The sequence below is a fragment of the Streptomyces sp. NPDC059524 genome, assembly GCF_042749255.1.
GTDB lineage: Bacteria > Actinomycetota > Actinomycetes > Streptomycetales > Streptomycetaceae > Streptomyces > Streptomyces xanthii.
In genome coordinates this window covers 24,186-43,547 of record NZ_JBHYTK010000003.1, presented here as the reverse complement: position 1 = coordinate 43,547, position 19,362 = coordinate 24,186, and the positions used below count along the sequence as shown (strand labels likewise).

Here is a 19,362-nt window from a genome sequence, read left to right as displayed (position 1 = left end):
GGGGCGCACCCGGAGGACCCGGGCGCGCCCCTCGCGGCGTGGTGCGGCGGCTCAGCCGGCCAGGCAGGACGGGCCGAGCAGCACCTTCAGGTCGCCGTAGAGCGCGGGGTCGGGCTTGACCCGGTGCCGGTCGAGCCGGAGCACGGTGGTCTTGCGGGGGCCCTGGAGCTTGATGCGGACCTCGCTGTCGCCCCGGTGGTTGGAGAGGATCTCGCCGAGGCGGCTGACCATCGGCGGGGTCACCTTGAGGGCGGGGATGGTGAGGATCACCGGCGCGTTGGTGCCCGCGTTCGACAGGTCGGGGACCTGCATCTCCATGGCGACCAGGCGCGGCACGTCCTCGCGCTTGTCGAGGCGGCCCTTGACGAAGACGACGGCGTCCTCGACGAGCTGGGTGGACACCAGCTGGTAGGTCGCCGGGAAGAACATGCACTCGATGGAGCCGGCGAGGTCCTCGACGGTGGCGATCGCCCAGGCGTTGCCCTGCTTGGTCATCTTGCGCTGGAGGCCCGAGATGATGCCGCCGACGGTGACGACGGAGCCGTCGGAGTAGTCGCCGCCGGTGAGCTGGCCGATGCCCGCGTCGGCCTTGTCGGACAGCACGTGCTCGAGGCCGAACAGCGGGTGGTCGGAGACGTAGAGGCCGAGCATCTCGCGCTCCTGGGCGAGCAGGTACGTCTTGTCCCACTCGTCGGTGGAGAACTCGACGTCGAGGCCGAAGCCGGGCTCGTCGCTGTCCTCCTCCCCCATGCCGCCGAAGAGGTCGAACTGGCCCTCGGCCTCCTTGCGCTTGACCGCGACCACGTTGTCGATCATCGGCTCGTACTGGGCGGTGAGGCCCTTGCGCGTGTGCTGGAGGCTGTCGAAGGCGCCGGCCTTGATGAGCGACTCGGTGGTGCGCTTGTTGCAGGCGGCGGCCTCGATCTTGTCCAGGTAGTCGGGGAACGAGGAGTACTTCCCCTTGGCCTTGCGGGCCCGGATGATCGAGTCGACCACGTTGGTGCCGACGTTGCGGACCGCTTCGAGGCCGAAGAGGATCACGTCGTCGCCCTGGGCCGCGAAGTTGTGCACCGACTCGTTGACGTCCGGCGGGAGCACCTTGATGCCCATGCGCCGGCACTCGTTCAGATATACGGCCGACTTGTCCTTGTCGTCCTTCACGGAGGTGAGCAGCGCGGCCATGTACTCGGCCGGGTAGTTCGCCTTCAGGTACGCGGTCCAGTAGGTGACCAGGCCGTACGCGGAGGAGTGCGCCTTGTTGAACGCGTAGCCGGCGAAGGGGACCAGCACGTCCCACAGGGCCTGGATCGCGGCGTCCGAGTAGCCGTTCTTCTTCGCGCCCTCCTGGAAGAGGACGAAGTTCTTGGCCAGCTCCTCGGGCTTCTTCTTGCCCATCACGCGGCGCAGGATGTCGGCCTCGCCGAGCGAGTACCCGGCGATGATCTGGGCGGCCTTCTGCACCTGCTCCTGGTACACGATGAGGCCGTAGGTCAGGCCGAGCGTCTCCTTCAGGGGCTCTTCGAGCTCCGGGTGGATCGGCGTGATCTCCTGCCGGCCGTTCTTGCGCTCCGCGTAGTTCGTGTGCGAGTTCATGCCCATCGGGCCCGGCCGGTAGAGGGCCGAGACGGCGGAAATGTCCTCGAAGTTGTCGGGCTGCATCTGGCGCAGCAGGGAGCGCATGGGGCCGCCGTCGAACTGGAAGACGCCGAGCGTGTCACCGCGGCAGAGCAGTTCGAAGGTCTTCGGGTCGTCGAGCGGGAGCGAGAGCATCTCCAGGTCGATGCCCTTGTTGGACTTCACCATCTTGACGGCGTCGTCCATGATCGTCAGGTTGCGCAGGCCGAGGAAGTCCATCTTCAGCAGGCCGAGCGACTCGCACTGCGGGTAGTCCCACTGCGTGATGGTGACGCCGTCGGTGTGCCGCACCCAGATCGGGGCGTGGTCGACGATGGGCTCGCTGGACATGATGACGCCGGCGGCGTGCACGCCCATCTGCCGGACCAGGCCCTCGACGCCCTTGGCGGTGTCGATGACCTTCTTGACGTCCGGCTCGTTCTCGTACATCCCGCGGATCTCGCCCGCCTCGCTGTAGCGCGGGTGCGTGGGGTTGGTGATGCCGTCGAGGTCGATGCCCTTGCCGAGGACGTCGGCGGGCATCGCCTTGGTGAGGCGGTCGCCCATCGCGTACGGGTAGCCGAGCACGCGCGCGGAGTCCTTGATCGCGTTCTTGGCCTTGATCTTGCCGTAGGTGCCGATCATGGCGACCTTGTCGGCGCCGTACTTCTCGGTCACGTACCTGATCACCTCGACGCGCCTGCGCTCGTCGAAGTCGATGTCGACGTCGGGCATGGAGACTCGCTCGGGGTTGAGGAACCGCTCGAAGATCAGGCCGTGGGTGATCGGGTCGAGGTCGGTGATGCCCATGGCGTACGCGACGATCGAGCCGGCCGCGGAGCCTCGGCCGGGGCCCACCGCGATGCCGTTGTTCTTCGCCCACATGATGAAGTCGGCGACGACCAGGAAGTACCCCGGGAACCCCATCTGGATGATGATGTCCATCTCGTACTCGGCCTGCTTCTGGCGGTCCTCGGGGACGCCGCCCGGGTAGCGGCGCTCCATGCCGACCCGGACCTCCTCCTGGAACCAGGTGACCTCGGTGAAGCCGTCCGGGATCTCGAACTTCGGCATGAGGTCGCGCTTCTCGAACATGCCGGAGGGGTCGATCTGCTCGGCCACCAGGAGCGTGTTGCGGCAGCCCTCCTGCCAGGCGTCCGAGGAGTCGACGGCGTACATCTCGTCGGTCGACTTCAGGTAGTAGCCGGTGCCGTCGAAGCGGAAGCGGTCGGGGTCCGAGAGGTTCTTGCCGGTCTGGATGCACAGCAGGGCGTCGTGGGCGGTCGCCTCGTGCGCGTACGTGTAGTGCGAGTCGTTCGTCACCAGGGGCGGGATGCCGAGCTTCTTGCCGATGTCGAGCAGGCCGTCGCGGACCCGGCGCTCGATCTCGATGCCGTGGTCCATCAGCTCCAGGAAGTACCGGTCCTTGCCGAAGATGTCCTGGTACTCGGAGGCCGCCTTCAGGGCCTCGTCGTACTGGCCGAGGCGCAGCCGGGTCTGGAGCTCACCGGAGGGGCAGCCGGTGGAGGCGATGAGGCCCTCGCTCCACTGGGAGATCGTCTCCTTGTCCATACGGGGCCACTTCTGCAGCCAGCCCTCGGCGTACGCGTCCGAGGAGAGCTTGAAGAGGTTGTGCAGTCCCGTCTTGTTCGCCGCCCAGATCGTCTTGTGGGTGTAACCACCCGAACCCGAGACGTCGTCGCGCTTCTGGTGCGGCTGGCCCCACTGGATCTTCCGCTTGTTGCGCCGGGACTCCGGGGCCACGTAGGCCTCGATGCCGATGATCGGCGTGACGCCCGCCTTCTGGGCGGTGTGGAAGAAGTCGTACGCCCCGTGGAGGTTGCCGTGGTCGGACATGGCGATGTGCGTCATGCCCATGTCGTTGCACGCCTTGAACATGTCCTTCAGCCGCGCGGCACCGTCCAGCAGCGAGTACTGGGTGTGGACGTGCAGGTGCGTGAAGGGCGGCTTTGACACGGTTGGGGCCTCCAATGGCGAACACACGGCGACCGGCTGAAGACAGCGCGGAGATACCTCGGGGGACAGCTTGGAAGTCTACGACCGGCGACTGACAACCGGCGGGCACTCCGGAGTACGGTCGGACGTTGGACGAGGCAGACGCCCTGTCCTGCGTGTCGCACGAGCCCACGCACCACCCGTACCAGGAGGCACCCCGCGATGCCGGACCCGCAGCCCACCGCCGAGCAGCGCGGCGAGCAGATCCTCGCCGTCTTCGACACCGCGTTCGGCGAGCTGCTCGCCGCGGACCCCGCCGCGTTCCGGGTGAAGTTCCGCAAGATGGCCGCCTCCGCCTTCGCCTTCTACCGCGGGACGGCGTGCCTCTTCTACCACGACGTGGAGCGCGAGCAGCACGGCGGACCGTACCTGGACGACCGCACCAGCCGGGTCTGGATCCACGGCGACCTGCACGCGGAGAACTTCGGCACGTACATGGACGCCACGGGGCGTCTGATCTTCAACGTGAACGACTTCGACGAGGCCTACGTGGGCCCGTTCACCTGGGACCTGAAGCGGTTCGCGGCCTCGGTGGCGCTGATCGGCTACTCGAAGGCGCTCTCCGACGAGCGGATCACCGACCTGGTGCGCACGTACGCGGGGGCCTACCGCGAGCGGATCCACGCGCTGGCGACGGGCGCGAAGAGCGACGAGGTGCCCCCGTTCACGCTGGACACGGCGGAGGGCCCGCTCCTGGACGCGCTGCGCGACGCCCGCGCGCTGACCCGCTTCGGGCTGCTCGACTCCATGACGGCGATCAGCGACTTCGAGCGGCGCTTCGCGGACGGCGGCGGCGCCATCGAGCTGGACGCGGCGACGCGCTACAAGGTCCTCGCGGCCTTCGACGGCTATCTGGAGACGCTGCCGGAGTCCTCCCTGTCCCGCCCGGACTCGTACCGGGTCAAGGACGTCGTGGGGCGGCGCGGCATCGGCATCGGCTCCGCCGGCCTGCCGTCGTACAACATCCTTCTGGAGGGCAACAGCGACGCCCTGGAGAACGATGTCGTGATCTACATGAAGCAGGCCCAGACACCGGCCGTCTCGCGGCACATCACGGACCCCTCGATCCGCGACTACTTCCAGCACGAGGGCCACCGCACGGTGATCTCGCAGCGCGCCCTGCAGGCGCACGCGGACCCGTGGCTGGGCTGGACCGAGCTGGACGGCTCGGGGCAGCTGGTCGCCGAGGTGTCGCCGTACGCGGTGGACCTGGACTGGGGCGACATCGACGACCTGGAGGAGATCGCGGCGGTCGTCGCGGACCTGGGCCGGGCGACGGCGACGATGCACGCGGCGGCGGACGACCTGTCGGGCCAGTCCCTCGTGCCGTTCTCCACGGAGCGGGCCATCGACGCGGCGATCGCGGCGGACGAGGACGGCTTCGCCGACCTCCTGGTGGACTTCGCGCACAGCTACGGCGCCCGAGCGCGCGCCGACCACCAGATCTTCGTGGACCTGTTCCGCAACGGGCGGATCCCGGGCCTCGCGGGCTGACCCGGGCCGCCCAGGCGGCGATTCCATAACGCACAGGAACCCTTTAGCCATCGCTTACCGCCACCCGTGAAACACTCCTGGGCGATGGACGACATATCCGGGACCCAGCTCAGAGCCGTGCGCGCGGCGCTCTTCACGGCACTCGTCGTGACGCTCTCCGCCGCGTCGCACGTCCTGCTGTCCCGGGCCCCGCTGCCGCTCACGACGGTCGCGGCGATCGCCGGCGGCGTCTTCGCGCTGGCGTACGCGCTGGCCGGACGTGAGCGCGGCTTCGGCCGGATCGCGGCCCTGCTCGTACCGCTGGAGCTGGCCGCGGACACGGTCTTCACCACCGGCCAGCACGTCTGTTACGGCGACGCGGCGGGACCGGTCGCCGGTCCCCTGCGCTCCTTCGGTCTCGACGTGCTGTGCGCCGGAAGCGTCGGCTCGCCGCTCGCCCGGATGACCGGCGGCGGCACGGAGAGGGCGGCGGCCGCGGTCCTCACGCACGGCGACCCGGCGGCCTCCTGGCTGCTGCTCGGCGCGCACGTCACCGTCGGGCTCCTCGCGGCCGCCTGGCTGCGCCGGGGCGAGCACGCGCTGGCCCAGTTGCTCCGCGCGGTGGCCGTCGGCACGTTCCGGCCGCTGCTGATCGCGTGGGCCGCGGGCCGCACCGGTGTCTCCGGCGCCGAGCGGGCGCCGCGGCAGCCCCGGCCCGCCCCGCGCGTGCGGGCCGCCCGCACACGTCTGTGGGCGCACTCCGTGGGACGGCGCGGACCGCCGTGCCCGGTCTTCTGACCGGCACACGACAGTCCCCGTACTTCCCTTTCACGCACCCACGGAGTTTCGATCATGAGCAACCGCAACAGCCAGCAGGCCAAGTCCGCCGCCCGCGAGCGGCTGCGCGCCGAGCGCGAGCGCCAGGCCAAGAAGGACAAGACGAAGCGGCAGGCGATCGTCGCCGCGTCCATCGTCGCCGTCCTCGCCGTCGCCGGCGGCGTCGGCTACCTGGTGATGCAGAACAACAAGCCCACCCAGTGGGAGGCCGCCAAGGACGCGTCCCTGGTCGCGCCGAAGAACACCTCCGGCAAGAACAACACGACCGTGATCCTCGGCAAGGAGTCGGCGAAGAAGACCCTGAAGGTCTACGAGGACTCGCGCTGCCCCGTCTGCGCCTCCTTCGAGCAGACGGTCGGCCCGACCGTGAAGAAGGACCTCGATGCCGGCAAGTACAACATCCAGTACATCGGTGCGACCTTCCTCGACACCAACCTCCAGGGCGAGGGCTCCAAGAACGCGCTGAGCGCGCTCGGTTCGGCCCTGAACGTGAGCCAGGACGCCTTCATCGACTACAAGGAAGCGCTCTACTCCAAGAAGTTCCACCCGGAGGAGACGGACGACAAGTTCGCGGACGACGCGTACCTGATCAAGATCGCGAACACCGTTCCCGAACTGAAGGACAACAAGACCTTCCAGAAGGACGTCAACGACGGCACCTTCGACAAGTGGGCGCTGGAGATGTCCACCCTGTTCGACAAGAACAAGGACGGCGTCCAGGGCACCCCCTCGCTCATCATGGACGGCAAGAAGATCACCGGCTCCGACGGCCAGAACGCCCCGATGACGGTGGCCGAGTTCAACGCGGCGATCGACAAGGCGCTCAAGGCCTGACCCTCCCGGCCTGACGACCGGGCCCGGCCGCCGGGCCTGACCTCTGGGCGAAGAGCGGGCGAACTCTTTCGGGTTCGCCCGCTCTTTGTGCGTACTGATGAGTAATGTGATCGCCCGTGACCAGTCGCATACCTTCAGATCGCAGACCCGCGGACCGTACCGCCACGGACCGCACCCCGAGCCGCCGCACGGTCGTCAAGGCCGCGGCCGCCGGCGCCGTGCTCGCCGCCCCGCTCGCCGCCGCCACGAGCGCCCACGCCGCCGAGGCACCGGCCTTCCTGCACGGCGTCGCGTCCGGCGACCCGCTCCCCGACGGCATCCTGCTGTGGACCCGGGTGACCCCGAGCGCCGAGGCGACGCCCGGCTCCGGCAAGGGCCCGGACGTCCAGGTGAGTTGGGAGATCGCCGAGGACAAGGCGTTCCGCACGGTGGTGGGCCGGGGGACGGCCACCGCGAGCGCGGCCACCGACCACACGGTGAAGGCCGACGTGCGGGGCCTGCGCCCGGCGAGCACGTACCACTACCGCTTCTCGGCGGACGGCGTCCACTCCCCCGCCGGCCGCACTCGCACCGCCCCGGCCGCCGACGCCGCCGCCCCGGGCCTGCGCTTCGGCGTGGTGTCCTGCGCCAACTGGGAGGCCGGCTACTACTCGGCGTACCGGCACCTCGCCGCCCGCACCGACCTGGACGCGGTCTTCCATCTCGGCGACTACATCTACGAGTACAAGACCGGCGAGTACCCGGCGGCCGACTACACGGTGCGGCCGCACCAGCCGGCGCACGAGATCGTCTCGCTGGCCGACTACCGGCTCCGGCACGCGACGACGAAGACCGACCCGGACGTGCAGGCGATGCACACCGCGCACCCGCTGGTCGCGATCTGGGACGACCACGAGTTCGCCAACGACGCGTGGTCGGGCGGGGCCGAGAACCACACGCCGGGCACGGAGGGCGACTGGGCGGCCCGTCAGCAGGCGGCGAAGCAGGCCTACTTCGAGTGGATGCCGGTCCGCGCCTCGACCGCGGGCACCGTCTACCGCCGGCTGCGCTTCGGCAAGCTGGCCGATCTGCACCTGCTCGACCTGCGCTCGTTCCGCTCCCAGCAGTCGAGCGTGGGCAACGGCGACGTGGACTCCGCGGACCGCTCGATCACCGGCCGCGCCCAGCTGGACTGGCTCAAGGCCGGGCTCGCCGCGTCCGACGCACGCTGGAAGCTGGTCGGCACCTCGGTGATGATCTCGCCGGTCGCCTTCGGCTCGCTGCCCGCCCACCTGCTGGGCCCGCTCGCCGAGTTGCTGGGTCTGCCCACCGAGGGCCTGGCCGTCAACGTCGACCAGTGGGACGGCTACACGCACGATCGCAAGGAGCTGATCACGCACCTGCGCGAGCAGGGGATCCGCGACACGGTCTTCCTGACCGGCGACATCCACATGGCCTGGGCCAACGACGTGCCGGTCACCGCCGCCACGTACCCGCTGTCGCCGTCCGCGGCCACCGAGTTCGTCGTCACGTCGGTCACCTCCGACAACCTCGACGACACCCTGCACGTGGCGCCGAACACGCTGTCCGTCGTCGCCGAGACCGCGATCAAGGCCGCCAACCGCCATGTGAAGTGGGTGGACATGGACTCCCACGGCTACGGCGTCCTGGACCTCACGGCCGAGCGGACCCAGATGGACTACTACGTGATCTCGGACCGGGCGGACCGGAACGCGACGACCGAGTGGACCCGCTCGTACCGCACGCTCAGCGGCACGCAGAAGGTCGTCCGGGCTGACGCGCCCGTACGGTGACGGTCACCTGCCGGATACCTGTGCGCTGAATTCCGGCCACCGGCGCGCGTGTTAAGAGCAGGTGTCGCCGTTCACGGTGGGTGGTGCGGACGTGATCGGGCGCGGGCCCGAATACGGACACACCGCCCACCTCGGTGACCCTGATCGTTACGGCGGTGTCTCAAACTCCGGACACCCGCCGAATTTCTTCTCCTTGTTGTCCCTATTTGCCGGGCACATGTCCGCGATCAATGCGGCCAGTTACCCGCTCTTCCCGGGATGACATGGCCACGTAATCTCCCCGCGGCGGCGAGGAAGTCCCTCCCGCCCGTGTCCGCGAGGAGCCCCCGCAATGACCCCTCACGCCCCATCGGCCCGCATATCCCCGCGCCTTCGCCGCCGCCTGCTCGGCACCGCGGTGATGGCCGGAACCCTGGCCCTGGTCCCGCTCTCCGCCCCCTCGGGCAGCGCCGCCGCCAAGACCACGCAGGCGGGTGCCTCCGCCGAGAAGTGCGCGACGGACACGAACGCGCTCGCCCGTGAGAAGGCGCCCAACGGCTCCTCGCACGCCGCCGAGCCCAACGAGCTGAGCGCGGCGCAGGCCAAGTCCATGGACGCGGCGCTGCAGAAGAGACTCGACAAGATGCGCGCCGACGGCTCGCTCGGTCGCGGTCTGAGCCTGACCGCCTCGACGACGATCCCGGTCTACGTCCACGTCATCCACGACGGCACGACCGGCAAGCTGTCCTCGACGTCGATCGCCAACCAGATCAGCGTCCTGAACGCCGCCTACGCCGGGCAGGGTTCGGGCAACAACGACTCGGGCTTCCAGTTCCAGCTGGCCGGCACCGACTACACGGACAACGCCTCCTGGTACAACGGCGTCTCGCCGGGCTCGACCGCCGAGAAGTCCATGAAGTCGACGCTGCGCAAGGGCGGCGCGAACGCGCTGAACTTCTACACGGCGAACCTGGGCGGCGGCCTGCTCGGCTGGGCGACGTTCCCGTCCTCGTACAAGTCGAACCCGTCCGACGACGGCGTGGTCATCCTCGACAGCTCGCTGCCGGGCGGCTCCGCCACCAACTACAACGAGGGCGACACCGGCACCCACGAGGTCGGCCACTGGATGGGGCTGTACCACACCTTCCAGGGCGGCTGTAACGGCAACGGCGACTACGTGGCCGACACCCCGGCCGAGAAGAGCCCGGCCTACGAGTGCCCGACCGGGCGCGACTCCTGCGCCAGCAAGACCGGAGTCGACCCGATCCACAACTTCATGGACTACACGTACGACTCCTGCATGACCCAGTTCACCGCGGGCCAGGTGACCCGCATGAAGGACAGCTGGACCGCCTACCGGGCCGGCTGACCGCCGCAGGACCTCTAGAGGGAGTCCAGGAAGCCGAGTGCCACCCGCCAGGTGGCCTCGGCGGCCTCCTCGTCGTAGTCCGGCAGCTCGGGGTCGGTGAAGAGGTGGCCGGCGCCCGGGTAACGGTAGATCTCGACGTCGGCGCCCACCTTGCCCATCTGCAGGTACCAGGTGTTCAGCCAGTCGTCGGTCTCGAAGACGTCGGGCGAGGCGACGTGCAGCTGCACCGGCAGCTCGTCCACGGACGCGGTCTCCGCGATGTCCGAGGTGCCGTGCAGGAGCAGCAGTCCCTTGGCCTTGTCGTCGCCGAGGGCCAGCGTCTGGGCCGTGGCGGCGCCCAGCGAGAAGCCGGCGTAGACCAGGCCCCGCTCCGAGTAGGGCGCGGCCGCGAGGACGGCCCGCCGGAGCAGCTCGTCCTTGCCGACCTCCTCCTTGTACTCCATGCCCTCCTCGACGGTGTCGAAGGTGCGGCCGTCGAAGAGGTCCGGGGTCCACACCTCGTGTCCGGCGGCCCGCAGCCGGTCGGCCGCGGCCGTCACGGCGGGGCGCAGACCGTACGTCGAGTGGAAAAGCATGATGTTCATGAGCCCCATGGTGCCAGGCCCCGCGAGGCCGTGAGCACCGCGCCGTGACCCGCGCCAGGCCCCGGACACGCCCTAGCGCAGGCTGCGGACGTCGAGGTGGCGCAGGACGCGGTCGACGATCTCGGGGTCGGCGCCGGGCTCGCTGCGCGCGGCGAGGATCTCGTGGCGCGCGGCCGACATCATCTCGTTCTGGATGTGCCGGATCCGCTTGAGCCTGGCGAACCGTTTGGCCTGGGCCTCGCGGCGCTCCTCGGCGCCCAGCTCCGGGTTGATGCGCAGGCCGATGTCGTAGGCGCGGCGCAGCAGCTGCTCCTGCACGTCCTCGGGAAGGTCCTCGACCTCCTCGATCTCCTTGAGCCGCGCCTTGGCGGCCCGCGCGGCGCGCAGGGCGAGATCGCGCTCGTAGGACTGCTCGGCCTCGGTGTCGGCCGTCACCTTCAGCTTCCGCACCAGCCAGGGCAGGCTCAGGCCCTGGAGCACGAGCGTGGCCATGATGACCCCGAAGGCGATGAAGACGATCTCGTCGCGGGCCGGGAAGGGGGAGCCGTCGTCCATGGTGAGCGGAATGGCGAGGGCGAGGGCGACGGAGGCCACGCCGCGCATCCCGGACCACCACATGACGACGGTCTCGCGCCAGCTGACCGGGATGTCCTCCTCCACGTCGCGCCGCGCGTGCAGCCGCTGCGTCACCCAGGTCATGGGCAGCAGCCACAGCAGCCGTACGACGATGACGACGCCCACGACGGCGCCCGACCAGCCGAGCATCTCGGTCCAGTGCCCCTCGGCCGTGCGGACGACGTTGTGCACCTCCAGGCCGATGAGCCCGAAGGCGACGCCGGTGACGAGGGTGTCGACGACGTCCCAGAAGGCGCGGCCGGTGAGCCGGGTCATGACGTCGTCCGCGTCGAAGGCGTGCTCGACCATGAACATGGCGGTGGTGACGACGGCGAGCACCCCCGAGCCGTGCAGCTCCTCGGCCAGCACGTACGAGGCGTACGGCACGAGGAGGGTCAGGCCGACCTGGAGGGTGGCGTCGCCGAGGTAGTCCATGAGCTTGTTGGCGGTCCAGGCGAGCCCGAAGCCGACGGCGACGGCGACGACGGCGGACAGCACGAGGGTGAGCGCGGCCTCGGGGAACGAGAAGGTGCCGCTCACGGCGGCGGCGATCGCGACGTGGTAGAGCACGATCGCGGTCACGTCGTTGAACAGGCCCTCGCCCTCCAGGATCGACACCATGCGGCGGGGCAGCCCCAGTTGGCCGGCGACGGCGGTCGCGGCGACCGGGTCGGGCGGCGCCACCAGGGCGCCGAGCGCGACGGCGGCGGCCATGGGCAGCCCGGGCACCACCGCGTTCGCGACGAAGGCGACCGCGGCCGTCGTGACGAAGACCAGGGCGACGGCCAGCAGGAAGATCGGTCTTCTGTTGGCCGCGAACTGGCGCCAGGAGGTGCGGTGCACGGCCGCGTACAGGAGCGGCGGCAGCACGATCGGCAGGATCAGGTCGGGCGAGATGTCGACATTGGGCACGGCGCTGATCAGGGCGAGCACGAGGCCGAGCAGGGTCATCAGGACCGGCGAGGGCAGTCCGAGCCGGTCCCCGAGCGGAACGCTCAGGACGGCCCCGAGCAACAGCGCGAACAGCAGGGCCAATTGATCCACGGGGGCTCCGACCAGGCTCGACGATCAAGGATGTCAGGCCTCAAGGGTGCCACGCGTATCCGGTCGAACCGGACACGAGGGGGCCTCAGTCGAGCGGCTTGCGCATCGCCCGGTGCGGGATCCCCGCGTCGGGGAACTCAGGTCCGTACACCTCGTAGCCGAGCCGCTCGTAGAAGCCCAGGGCGTGGGTCTGCGCGTGCAGGTCCACCGCCGCGAGGCCCCGCTCGCGGGCCGCGTCCTCGATGGCGCGCACCAGCGCCGCGCCCACGCCGAGCCCGCGCGCGGCCTTGGTCACGGCGAGCCGGCCGAGGGCGCCGACGTCCGCCGCGCCCCCGTTCTTCACCGCGGCGGCCTCGCCGGTCAGCAGCCGGCCCGTGCCCAGCGGCACCCCGTCCGCCCGCACCGCGAGCACGTGCACCGCGCCCGCGTCGTACGTGTCGTACTCCAGCTCCTCGGGCACGCCCTGCTCGGCGACGAACACGTCCCGGCGCACGGCGAAGCAGGACTCCCGGTCCGCCTCGGACAGCGCGACGCGGACGCCGAAGCCGCTCACGAGCTCTCTTCCCTCACCCGGTCGAGCGCGGTCTGCAGGTCCTCGGGGTAGGCGCTCTCGAACTCGACCCAGCGGCCGTCCGAAGGGTGCTCGAAGCCGAGCCGCACCGCGTGCAGCCACTGGCGCGAGACGCCGAGGCGCTTGGCGAGCGTGGGGTCGGCGCCGTAGGTGAGGTCGCCGACGCAGGGGTGCCGGTGCGCGGACATGTGCACGCGGATCTGGTGGGTGCGGCCCGTCTCCAGCTTGATGTCGAGCAGCGACGCGGAGCGGAACGCCTCGATCAGGTCGTAGTGCGTCACCGACGGCTTGCCCTCGGCGATGACCGCCCACTTGTAGTCGTGGTTCGGGTGGCGGCCGATGGGGGCGTCGATGGTGCCGCTCATCGGGTCGGGGTGGCCCTGCACGAGCGCGTGGTAGCGCTTGTCCGGGATCCGCTCCTTGAACTGGCGCTTGAGCGAGGTGTACGCCCGCTCGGACTTGGCGACGACCATCAGGCCCGAGGTGCCCACGTCGAGGCGGTGCACGATGCCCTGGCGCTCGGCGGCGCCGGAGGTGGAGATCCGGTACCCGGCGGCGGCGAGGCCGCCGATCACGGTCGTGCCGGTCCAGCCGGGGCTCGGGTGGGCGGCGACGCCCACCGGCTTCACGATCACCACGATGTCGTCGTCGTCGTAGACGATCTCCATGCCCTCGACGGGCTCGGCGACGATCTGCACCGGCGCGGCCGCCTGCGGCATCTCGACCTCGAGCCAGGCCCCGCCGTGCACCCGCTCGGACTTGCCCACGACCGACCCGTCGACCGTGACCTTCCCGGCGGCGGCGAGCTCGGCGGCCTTGGTGCGGGAGAAGCCGAACATGCGGGAGATGGCGGCGTCGACGCGCTCGCCCTCCAGGCCGTCGGGCACGGGCAGGGTTCGGATCTCGGGAATCGTGCTCACGCATCGAGTATGCCGGAGCGCACCGGCACTCCCGACCGCGAGGCCCTGGCCCGGGTCCGGGCGGGGCCCTCGGCTCAGTCCTTGTGCACGGTCCCGTCGGGGTCGATGCCGCGGAACGAGAGCAGCACGATCAGGATGCCGCCGCACACGATGGCGGAGTCGGCGAGATTGAACACCGGGTAGTTCTTCGGCGCGATGAAGTCGACCACGGCGCCCTCGAAGACGCCGGGGGCGCGGAAGATCCGGTCGGTGAGATTGCCGAGCGCACCGCCCAGGAGCAGGCCGAGCGCGATCGCCCACGGCAGGCTGTAGAGCTTCCTGGCGAGCCGCACGATGACGACGATCACGGCCGCCGCGATCACGGTGAAGATGATCGTGAAGGCCTCGCCGACGCCCCAGGCCGCGCCCGGGTTGCGGATGACCTCGAGCTGGAGCCAGTCACCGAGGATCTGGATGGACTCCCGGTGCTCCAGCTTCGCGACCACGATCAGCTTGCTGACCAGGTCGAGGGCGTACGCCAGCGCGGCCACGGCGAACAGCACGGCGATGCGCCGCGCGCCCCTGGGCCGCTCGGCGGTCGTCTCCTGCTCCGGAGCCTCCTGCGGATCCTGAGCGGCGGCCTCGTCGGCCTTGTCCGGCTCGGCCGCCCCTGCCTCGGAAGAATCCGGCGTACCGATGATGCGCTCCGCCTCTGCCACGTGAGTCCCTCGACCTAGGTACCTGACTGAGGACGAGAGTACGTCACGCGCCTCGGGAGCGGTTCAGTAGCGGCGCTCCTGCTTCTGCTTGCACTCCACACACAGGGTCGCCCGGGGGAAGGCCTGCATCCGGGCCTTGCCGATCGGGTTGCCGCAGTTCTCGCAGAGCCCGTAGGTGCCGGCGTCCAGGCGCTGCAGGGCGTGCTCGGTCTGCTCCAGCATCTCGCGCGCGTTGGCCGCCAGGGCCATCTCGTGCTCGCGCGTGATGTTCTTCGTGCCGGTGTCGGCGTCGTCGTCGCCCGCGCCGTCGCCGGAGTCCCGCATCAGGCCGGCCAGGCCCTCCTCGGCCGCGGCGATCTCGCTGCCGAGCCGCAGTGCCTCGCTCTGCAGCTCGGCACGCGCCTCGGCGACCTCGTCCGGGGTCCAGGGGTCCTCGCCCGGCCGTACGGCCAGCTCGCCGGGTTCGACGGCGGTGCCCCTCGCCTTGGGAACCGCGCCGGGCTGCTGCGCCGCCGTGGCCGTGCCCTGAGTCTTCTTCGCAACCACTGTCGTGGCTCCCGTCGTCCTCGCGGTCTCGTCCGCGTCCTCGGCCGTCTTCTTCGCGCCCTTGCGTCCCGCGGCGACGCCGGCCTTCTTCGCCGCCGCCTTGGCCGTTGTCTTCTTCGCCGCCGCCTTCTTCGTCGTACGTTTCCCCTCCGGGGCGCCGGAGGCACCTGCGGTCGCCTTCTTGGTGGTGGCCTTCGTGGTCGTGGCCTTCTTCGTGGTGGCCTTCTGGGCATCCGCCCCCTTGGCCGCGCTCTTCACGGCGGCGGACTTCTTGCCGGTGGCGGTCTCCTTCGGTGTGGCGGCGTCGGGCGCCGAGGCCGCGGTCTTCCTGGACGTGGACTTCACCGCCTTACCGGTGGCCTCCTTGCCCGTGCCCGCCTTGCCGGTGCCCGTGGATCTGCCGGTCGCAGACTGCTGAACGGCGGTCTTCTTCGCCACCATGGCCGCGGCCCCTTCACAATTTGTGATCTTGCACGCGAATCGTGCTGGGACGATAAATCGACTCGGGGCCCGCGGCAACGGGACGGGCACCCGCCGCGCCGTGGCTCGAAACCGTTGTGCCCAGCTCCCCGCCCGGTAATCCGCCGCTCCGCGCGCCGCGCCCCGGGGCGCCGTTCGGGTCACCCCGCTCCCCCGCGGCCGGCCCCGGCAGGACGGTCGCCCCGCACCTCTCCCTCGCCACCTCCCGGGCATAGAATGTGGCAAAAGCGGAGAAGGTGCATCATCATGCGCAAAGTAGCCGACTGTCGTGAGTTCCCCAGCGTCATGAACTGCACGCTGACCATCTCGGGCGAGGAGGAAGAGGTCGTGCGCGCCGCCGCCGAGCACGCCGTCTCCGTCCACGGTCACACCGACAGCCCCGAACTGCGGGAGCAGGTCCGCGGCAGCCTCAAGGACGAGGTCCCCCAGCACGCCTGACCCCGCCCGCCGACGTCCCCGTCCCCGGCCCGCCGCAAATCCGGTCGGCCGCGCCCGCCCGGGCGCCGTACACTGGCCGGAGCGAAAGGCTTGGATGGGGACGAGTAGCGGCGTACGCAGCCATGAGCGACCCGGGGACGGTGGAAGCCCGGGGGCGAGCGCGACGCGAAGATCACCCCGGAGCCGCCGGAAGAAAGCCGCAGCACCGCAGCGGCCGGTAGACCCGGCGTCGCGAACCCAATGAGGGGGCCCACCGAGGCGCGCACCGGCGCCGCAGCGGGCCAAGGAGGGTGGTACCGCGGGAGCGCGCCGCACACGGCGTACAGCACACAGGCTCTCGTCCCTCCGACGGAGAGAAGCACGTCCGCCGGAGGAAGACTGATGACGCAGTACCGCCAGGTGCCCGCCCAGGTCGACCTGCCCGCCCTCGAGCACGCCGTGCTCGACTTCTGGCGCGAGCAGAAGATCTTCGCCAAGACCCTGGAGCAGTCCGAAGGGCGCCCCGAGTGGGTGTTCTACGAGGGCCCGCCCACGGCCAACGGCATGCCGGGTGCCCACCACATCGAGGCCCGCGTCTTCAAGGACGTCTTCCCCCGCTTCCGCACGATGCGCGGCTATCACGTGGGGCGCAAGGCGGGCTGGGACTGCCACGGCCTCCCGGTGGAGCTGGCGGTCGAGAAGGAGCTCGGCTTCAGCGGCAAGAAGGACATCGAGGCGTACGGCATCGCGGAGTTCAACGCGAAGTGCCGCGAGTCCGTGACCCGGCACACCGACGCCTTCACCGAGCTGACGACCCGCATGGGTTACTGGGTCGACCTCGACGACGCGTACCGGACGATGGACCCGGAGTACGTCGAGTCCGTCTGGTGGTCGCTGAAGGAGATCTTCAACAAGGGCCTGCTGGTCCAGGACCACCGCGTCGCCCCCTGGTGCCCGCGCTGCGGCACGGGCCTGTCGGACCACGAGCTCGCGCAGGGCTACGAGACGGTCGTGGACCCGTCGGTCTACGTCCGTTTCCCCCTCACCTCCGGTCCGCTGGCCGGCCAGGCCTCGCTCCTGGTCTGGACGACGACCCCCTGGACCCTGGTGTCCAACACGGCGGTCGCCGCGCACCCCGAGGTCCGCTACGTCGTGGCGACGAACGGCGAGGAGAAGCTCGTCGTCGCCGAGCCGCTCCTCGCGAAGGCGCTCGGCGAGGGCTGGGAGACGACCGGCGAGTCCTTCACCGGCGCGGAGATGGAGCGCTGGAAGTACCAACGTCCGTTCGAGCTCGTGGAGTTCCCGGCGGAAGCCCACTATGTGGTCAACGCCGAGTACGTGACGACCGAGGACGGTACGGGTCTGGTCCACCAGTCCCCCGCGTTCGGTGAGGACGACCTCAAGGTCTGCCGCGCGTACGGCCTGCCGGTGGTCAACCCGGTGCAGCCCGACGGCACCTTCGCGGCCGACGTCCCGCTGGTCGGCGGCGTCTTCTTCAAGAAGGCCGACGAGGCGCTCACCGCGGACCTGGACGCGCGCGGCCTGCTGTTCCTGCACGTCCCGTACGAGCACAGCTACCCGCACTGCTGGCGCTGCCACACGGCGCTGCTCTACTACGCGCAGCCGTCCTGGTACATCAGGACGACGGCCGTCAAGGACCGCCTTCTCGAGGAGAACGAGAAGACGAACTGGTTCCCGGACACGGTCAAGCACGGCCGCTTCGGCGACTGGCTGAGCAACAACATCGACTGGGCGCTGTCCCGCAACCGCTACTGGGGCACCCCGCTGCCCATCTGGCGCTGCGAGGAGGGCCACCTCACCTGCGTCGGCTCCCGCGCGGAGCTCTCCGAGCTGACCGGCACCGACCAGTCCTCGCTCGACCCGCACCGCCCGTACATCGACGACGTCAGCTTCACCTGCACCGCCGAGGGCTGCTCCCTCGACGCGGTGCGCGTGCCCGAGGTGATCGACGCCTGGTACGACTCGGGCTCGATGCCGTTCGCGCAGTGGGGCTACCCGTACAAGAACAAGGAGCTGTTCGAGAGCCGGTACCCGGCCCAGTTCATCTCCGAGGCCATCGACCAGACCCGTGGCTGGTTCTACACGCTGATGGCCGTCGGCACCCTGGTCTTCGACAAGTCCTCGTACGAGAACGTCGTGTGCCTCGGCCACATCCTGGCCGAGGACGGCCGCAAGATGTCCAAGCACCTGGGGAACATCCTGCAGCCGATCCCGCTGATGGACCAGCACGGCGCGGACGCCGTGCGCTGGTTCATGGCGGCCGGCGGCTCCCCGTGGGCGGCGCGCCGCGTCGGCCACGGCACCATCCAGGAGGTCGTCCGCAAGACGCTCCTCACGTACTGGAACACGGTGGCCTTCCAGGCCCTGTACGCCCGTACGTCGAACTGGGCGCCCAGCGCCGCGGATCCGGCCCCGGCCGACCGCGGTGTCCTGGACCGCTGGCTGCTGTCCGAGCTGCACCAGCTCACGGACGAGGTCACCAAGGCCCTGGAGGCGTACGACACCCAGCGTGCCGGCAAGCTCCTGTCGGCCTTCGTCGACGACCTGTCGAACTGGTACGTGCGCCGCTCGCGCCGTCGCTTCTGGCAGGGCGACAAGGCCGCGCTGCGCACCCTGCACGACGTGGTCGTGACGGTCACTCAGCTGATGGCGCCGCTCACGCCGTTCATCACGGAGCGGGTCTGGCAGGACCTGGTCGTGCCGGTGACGCCGGACGCGCCGGAGTCGGTGCACCTGTCCTCGTGGCCCGAGGCGGACACCGCGGCGATCGACCCGACGCTGTCGACGCAGATGGCGCTCGTGCGCCGGCTCGTCGAGCTGGGCCGCGCCACGCGCGCGGAGTCGGGCGTCAAGACCCGTCAGCCGCTGTCGCGGGCGCTCGTCGCGGCGTCCGGCTTCGAGGCGCTGTCCCCGGAGCTGCACGCGCAGATCACCGAGGAGCTGAACGTCAGCTCGCTGGCCTCGCTGTCCGAGGTGGGCGGCTCGCTGGTCGACACGACGGCCAAGGCGAACTTCCGGGCGCTCGGCAAGCGCTTCGGCAAGCGCGTCCAGGACGTCGCGAAGGCCGTGGCCGCCGCCGACGCCGCCGCACTGTCCCTGGCACTGCGCGAGGGCACCGCGACGGTCGAGATCGAGGGCGAGACGGTCACCCTGGCCCCGGACGAGGTCATCATCACGGAGACCCCGCGCGAGGGCTGGTCCGTGGCCTCGGACTCCGGCGCCACCGTGGCCCTCGACCTGGAGATCACCGAGGAGCTGCGACAGGCCGGCCTGGCCCGTGACGCGATCCGGCTGATCCAGGAGGCCCGCAAGAACAGCGGCCTCGACGTCGCCGACCGGATCGCCCTGCGCTGGTCGTCCACGGACCCGGCGGTGACCGCGGCCCTGGCCGAGCACTCGGGCCTGATCGCGGACGAGGTCCTGGCCACGGACTTCTCCGCGGGTGAGGCGGACGCCACCTACGGCGAGCCGTTCACAGACGAGGGTCTGAGCCTGGAGTTCCGCCTCAAGAAGGCGTAGATCACACCCGGCACAGCCCGAAGGGCCGGCCC

General features: G+C 70.3%; 14 protein-coding genes. 7 read left to right on the top strand and 7 right to left on the bottom strand.

Going from position 1 to position 19,362, the window contains the following annotated elements; genetic code table 11:
• Nucleotides 1-51 precede the first annotated feature (51 nt).
• Nucleotides 52-3,591, bottom strand: coding sequence for a DNA polymerase III subunit alpha (dnaE, locus tag ACFW9D_RS01100; protein WP_384616580.1), 3,540 nt, complete (start codon nucleotides 3,589-3,591; stop codon nucleotides 52-54).
• Nucleotides 3,592-3,792: 201 nt separating this feature from the next.
• Here dnaE and ACFW9D_RS01095 point away from each other — a divergent pair, with 201 nt between their 5' ends.
• The 5 genes from ACFW9D_RS01095 to ACFW9D_RS01075 all read left to right on the top strand — a co-directional run bounded on the left by ACFW9D_RS01095 (nucleotide 3,793) and on the right by ACFW9D_RS01075 (nucleotide 9,915).
• A complete protein-coding gene (locus ACFW9D_RS01095) occupies nucleotides 3,793-5,124 on the top strand; it encodes a DUF2252 domain-containing protein (RefSeq protein ID WP_384616578.1) in 1,332 nt (443 codons plus the stop codon).
• 84 nt (nucleotides 5,125-5,208) lie between these two features.
• Nucleotides 5,209-5,901 (top strand): hypothetical protein, encoded by a 693-nt coding sequence (locus ACFW9D_RS01090; RefSeq protein ID WP_384616576.1) that lies wholly within the window; start codon nucleotides 5,209-5,211, stop codon nucleotides 5,899-5,901.
• Between the two features lie 54 nt (nucleotides 5,902-5,955).
• Nucleotides 5,956-6,774, top strand: a complete 819-nt coding sequence (locus ACFW9D_RS01085) for a thioredoxin domain-containing protein (protein ID WP_384616575.1) — start codon at nucleotides 5,956-5,958, stop codon at nucleotides 6,772-6,774.
• A 116-nt stretch (nucleotides 6,775-6,890) separates the two neighbouring features.
• Entirely contained in the window at nucleotides 6,891-8,567 is a 1,677-nt protein-coding gene (locus ACFW9D_RS01080; protein WP_384616573.1) for an alkaline phosphatase D family protein, read from the top strand.
• Nucleotides 8,568-8,898: 331 nt separating this feature from the next.
• Complete coding sequence (locus ACFW9D_RS01075) at nucleotides 8,899-9,915, top strand: zinc metalloprotease (protein ID WP_223206167.1); 1,017 nt, start codon at nucleotides 8,899-8,901, stop codon at nucleotides 9,913-9,915.
• A gap of 14 nt (nucleotides 9,916-9,929) precedes the next feature.
• Here the strand turns inward: ACFW9D_RS01075 and ACFW9D_RS01070 are convergent, their stop codons facing one another.
• From ACFW9D_RS01070 to ACFW9D_RS01045, 6 genes are all read right to left on the bottom strand, one after another.
• Complete coding sequence (locus ACFW9D_RS01070; protein ID WP_188339428.1) at nucleotides 9,930-10,499, bottom strand: dienelactone hydrolase family protein; 570 nt, start codon at nucleotides 10,497-10,499, stop codon at nucleotides 9,930-9,932.
• Nucleotides 10,500-10,571: 72 nt separating this feature from the next.
• Nucleotides 10,572-12,158 carry a Na+/H+ antiporter gene (locus tag ACFW9D_RS01065; RefSeq protein WP_188339427.1) on the bottom strand — a complete coding sequence of 529 codons (1,587 nt, stop codon included), beginning with the start codon at nucleotides 12,156-12,158 and terminating at the stop codon, nucleotides 10,572-10,574.
• Between the two features lie 85 nt (nucleotides 12,159-12,243).
• A complete protein-coding gene (locus ACFW9D_RS01060) occupies nucleotides 12,244-12,711 on the bottom strand; it encodes a GNAT family N-acetyltransferase (RefSeq protein WP_188339426.1) in 468 nt (155 codons plus the stop codon).
• Nucleotides 12,708-13,649, bottom strand: coding sequence for an RluA family pseudouridine synthase (locus ACFW9D_RS01055; protein WP_188339425.1), 942 nt, complete (start codon nucleotides 13,647-13,649; stop codon nucleotides 12,708-12,710). Before ACFW9D_RS01055 ends, ACFW9D_RS01060 begins: the two co-directional genes overlap by 4 nt.
• 74 nt (nucleotides 13,650-13,723) lie before the next feature.
• Entirely contained in the window at nucleotides 13,724-14,347 is a 624-nt protein-coding gene (gene lspA / locus ACFW9D_RS01050) for a signal peptidase II (RefSeq protein WP_188339424.1), read from the bottom strand.
• 63 nt (nucleotides 14,348-14,410) lie between these two features.
• Nucleotides 14,411-15,334, bottom strand: a complete 924-nt coding sequence (locus ACFW9D_RS01045; RefSeq protein ID WP_384616569.1) for a TraR/DksA family transcriptional regulator — start codon at nucleotides 15,332-15,334, stop codon at nucleotides 14,411-14,413.
• 285 nt (nucleotides 15,335-15,619) lie between these two features.
• Between ACFW9D_RS01045 and ACFW9D_RS01040 the strand changes: the two genes are divergently transcribed.
• Both ACFW9D_RS01040 and ileS read left to right on the top strand, forming a co-directional pair.
• A complete protein-coding gene (locus ACFW9D_RS01040) occupies nucleotides 15,620-15,811 on the top strand; it encodes a DUF1059 domain-containing protein (protein ID WP_384616567.1) in 192 nt (63 codons plus the stop codon).
• 381 nt (nucleotides 15,812-16,192) lie between these two features.
• On the top strand, nucleotides 16,193-19,330 hold the full coding sequence (ileS, locus tag ACFW9D_RS01035) for an isoleucine--tRNA ligase (protein WP_384616566.1): 3,138 nt from the start codon (nucleotides 16,193-16,195) through the stop codon (nucleotides 19,328-19,330).
• Nucleotides 19,331-19,362 lie beyond the last annotated feature (32 nt).

What these genes read in the sequence shown, in the direction of transcription:
- ACFW9D_RS01095 (WP_384616578.1), top strand. Translation starts at nt 3,793, where the DNA reads ATGCCGGACCCGCAGCCCACCGCCGAGCAGCGCGGCGAGCAGATCCTC.
- ACFW9D_RS01090 (WP_384616576.1), top strand. Translation starts at nt 5,209, where the DNA reads ATGGACGACATATCCGGGACCCAGCTCAGAGCCGTGCGCGCGGCGCTC.
- ACFW9D_RS01085 (WP_384616575.1), top strand. Translation starts at nt 5,956, where the DNA reads ATGAGCAACCGCAACAGCCAGCAGGCCAAGTCCGCCGCCCGCGAGCGG.
- ACFW9D_RS01075 (WP_223206167.1), top strand. Translation starts at nt 8,899, where the DNA reads ATGACCCCTCACGCCCCATCGGCCCGCATATCCCCGCGCCTTCGCCGC.
- ACFW9D_RS01070 (WP_188339428.1), bottom strand. Translation starts at nt 10,499, where the DNA reads ATGAACATCATGCTTTTCCACTCGACGTACGGTCTGCGCCCCGCCGTG.
- ACFW9D_RS01045 (WP_384616569.1), bottom strand. Translation starts at nt 15,334, where the DNA reads ATGGTGGCGAAGAAGACCGCCGTTCAGCAGTCTGCGACCGGCAGATCC.
- ACFW9D_RS01040 (WP_384616567.1), top strand. Translation starts at nt 15,620, where the DNA reads ATGCGCAAAGTAGCCGACTGTCGTGAGTTCCCCAGCGTCATGAACTGC.
- ileS (WP_384616566.1), top strand. Translation starts at nt 16,193, where the DNA reads ATGACGCAGTACCGCCAGGTGCCCGCCCAGGTCGACCTGCCCGCCCTC.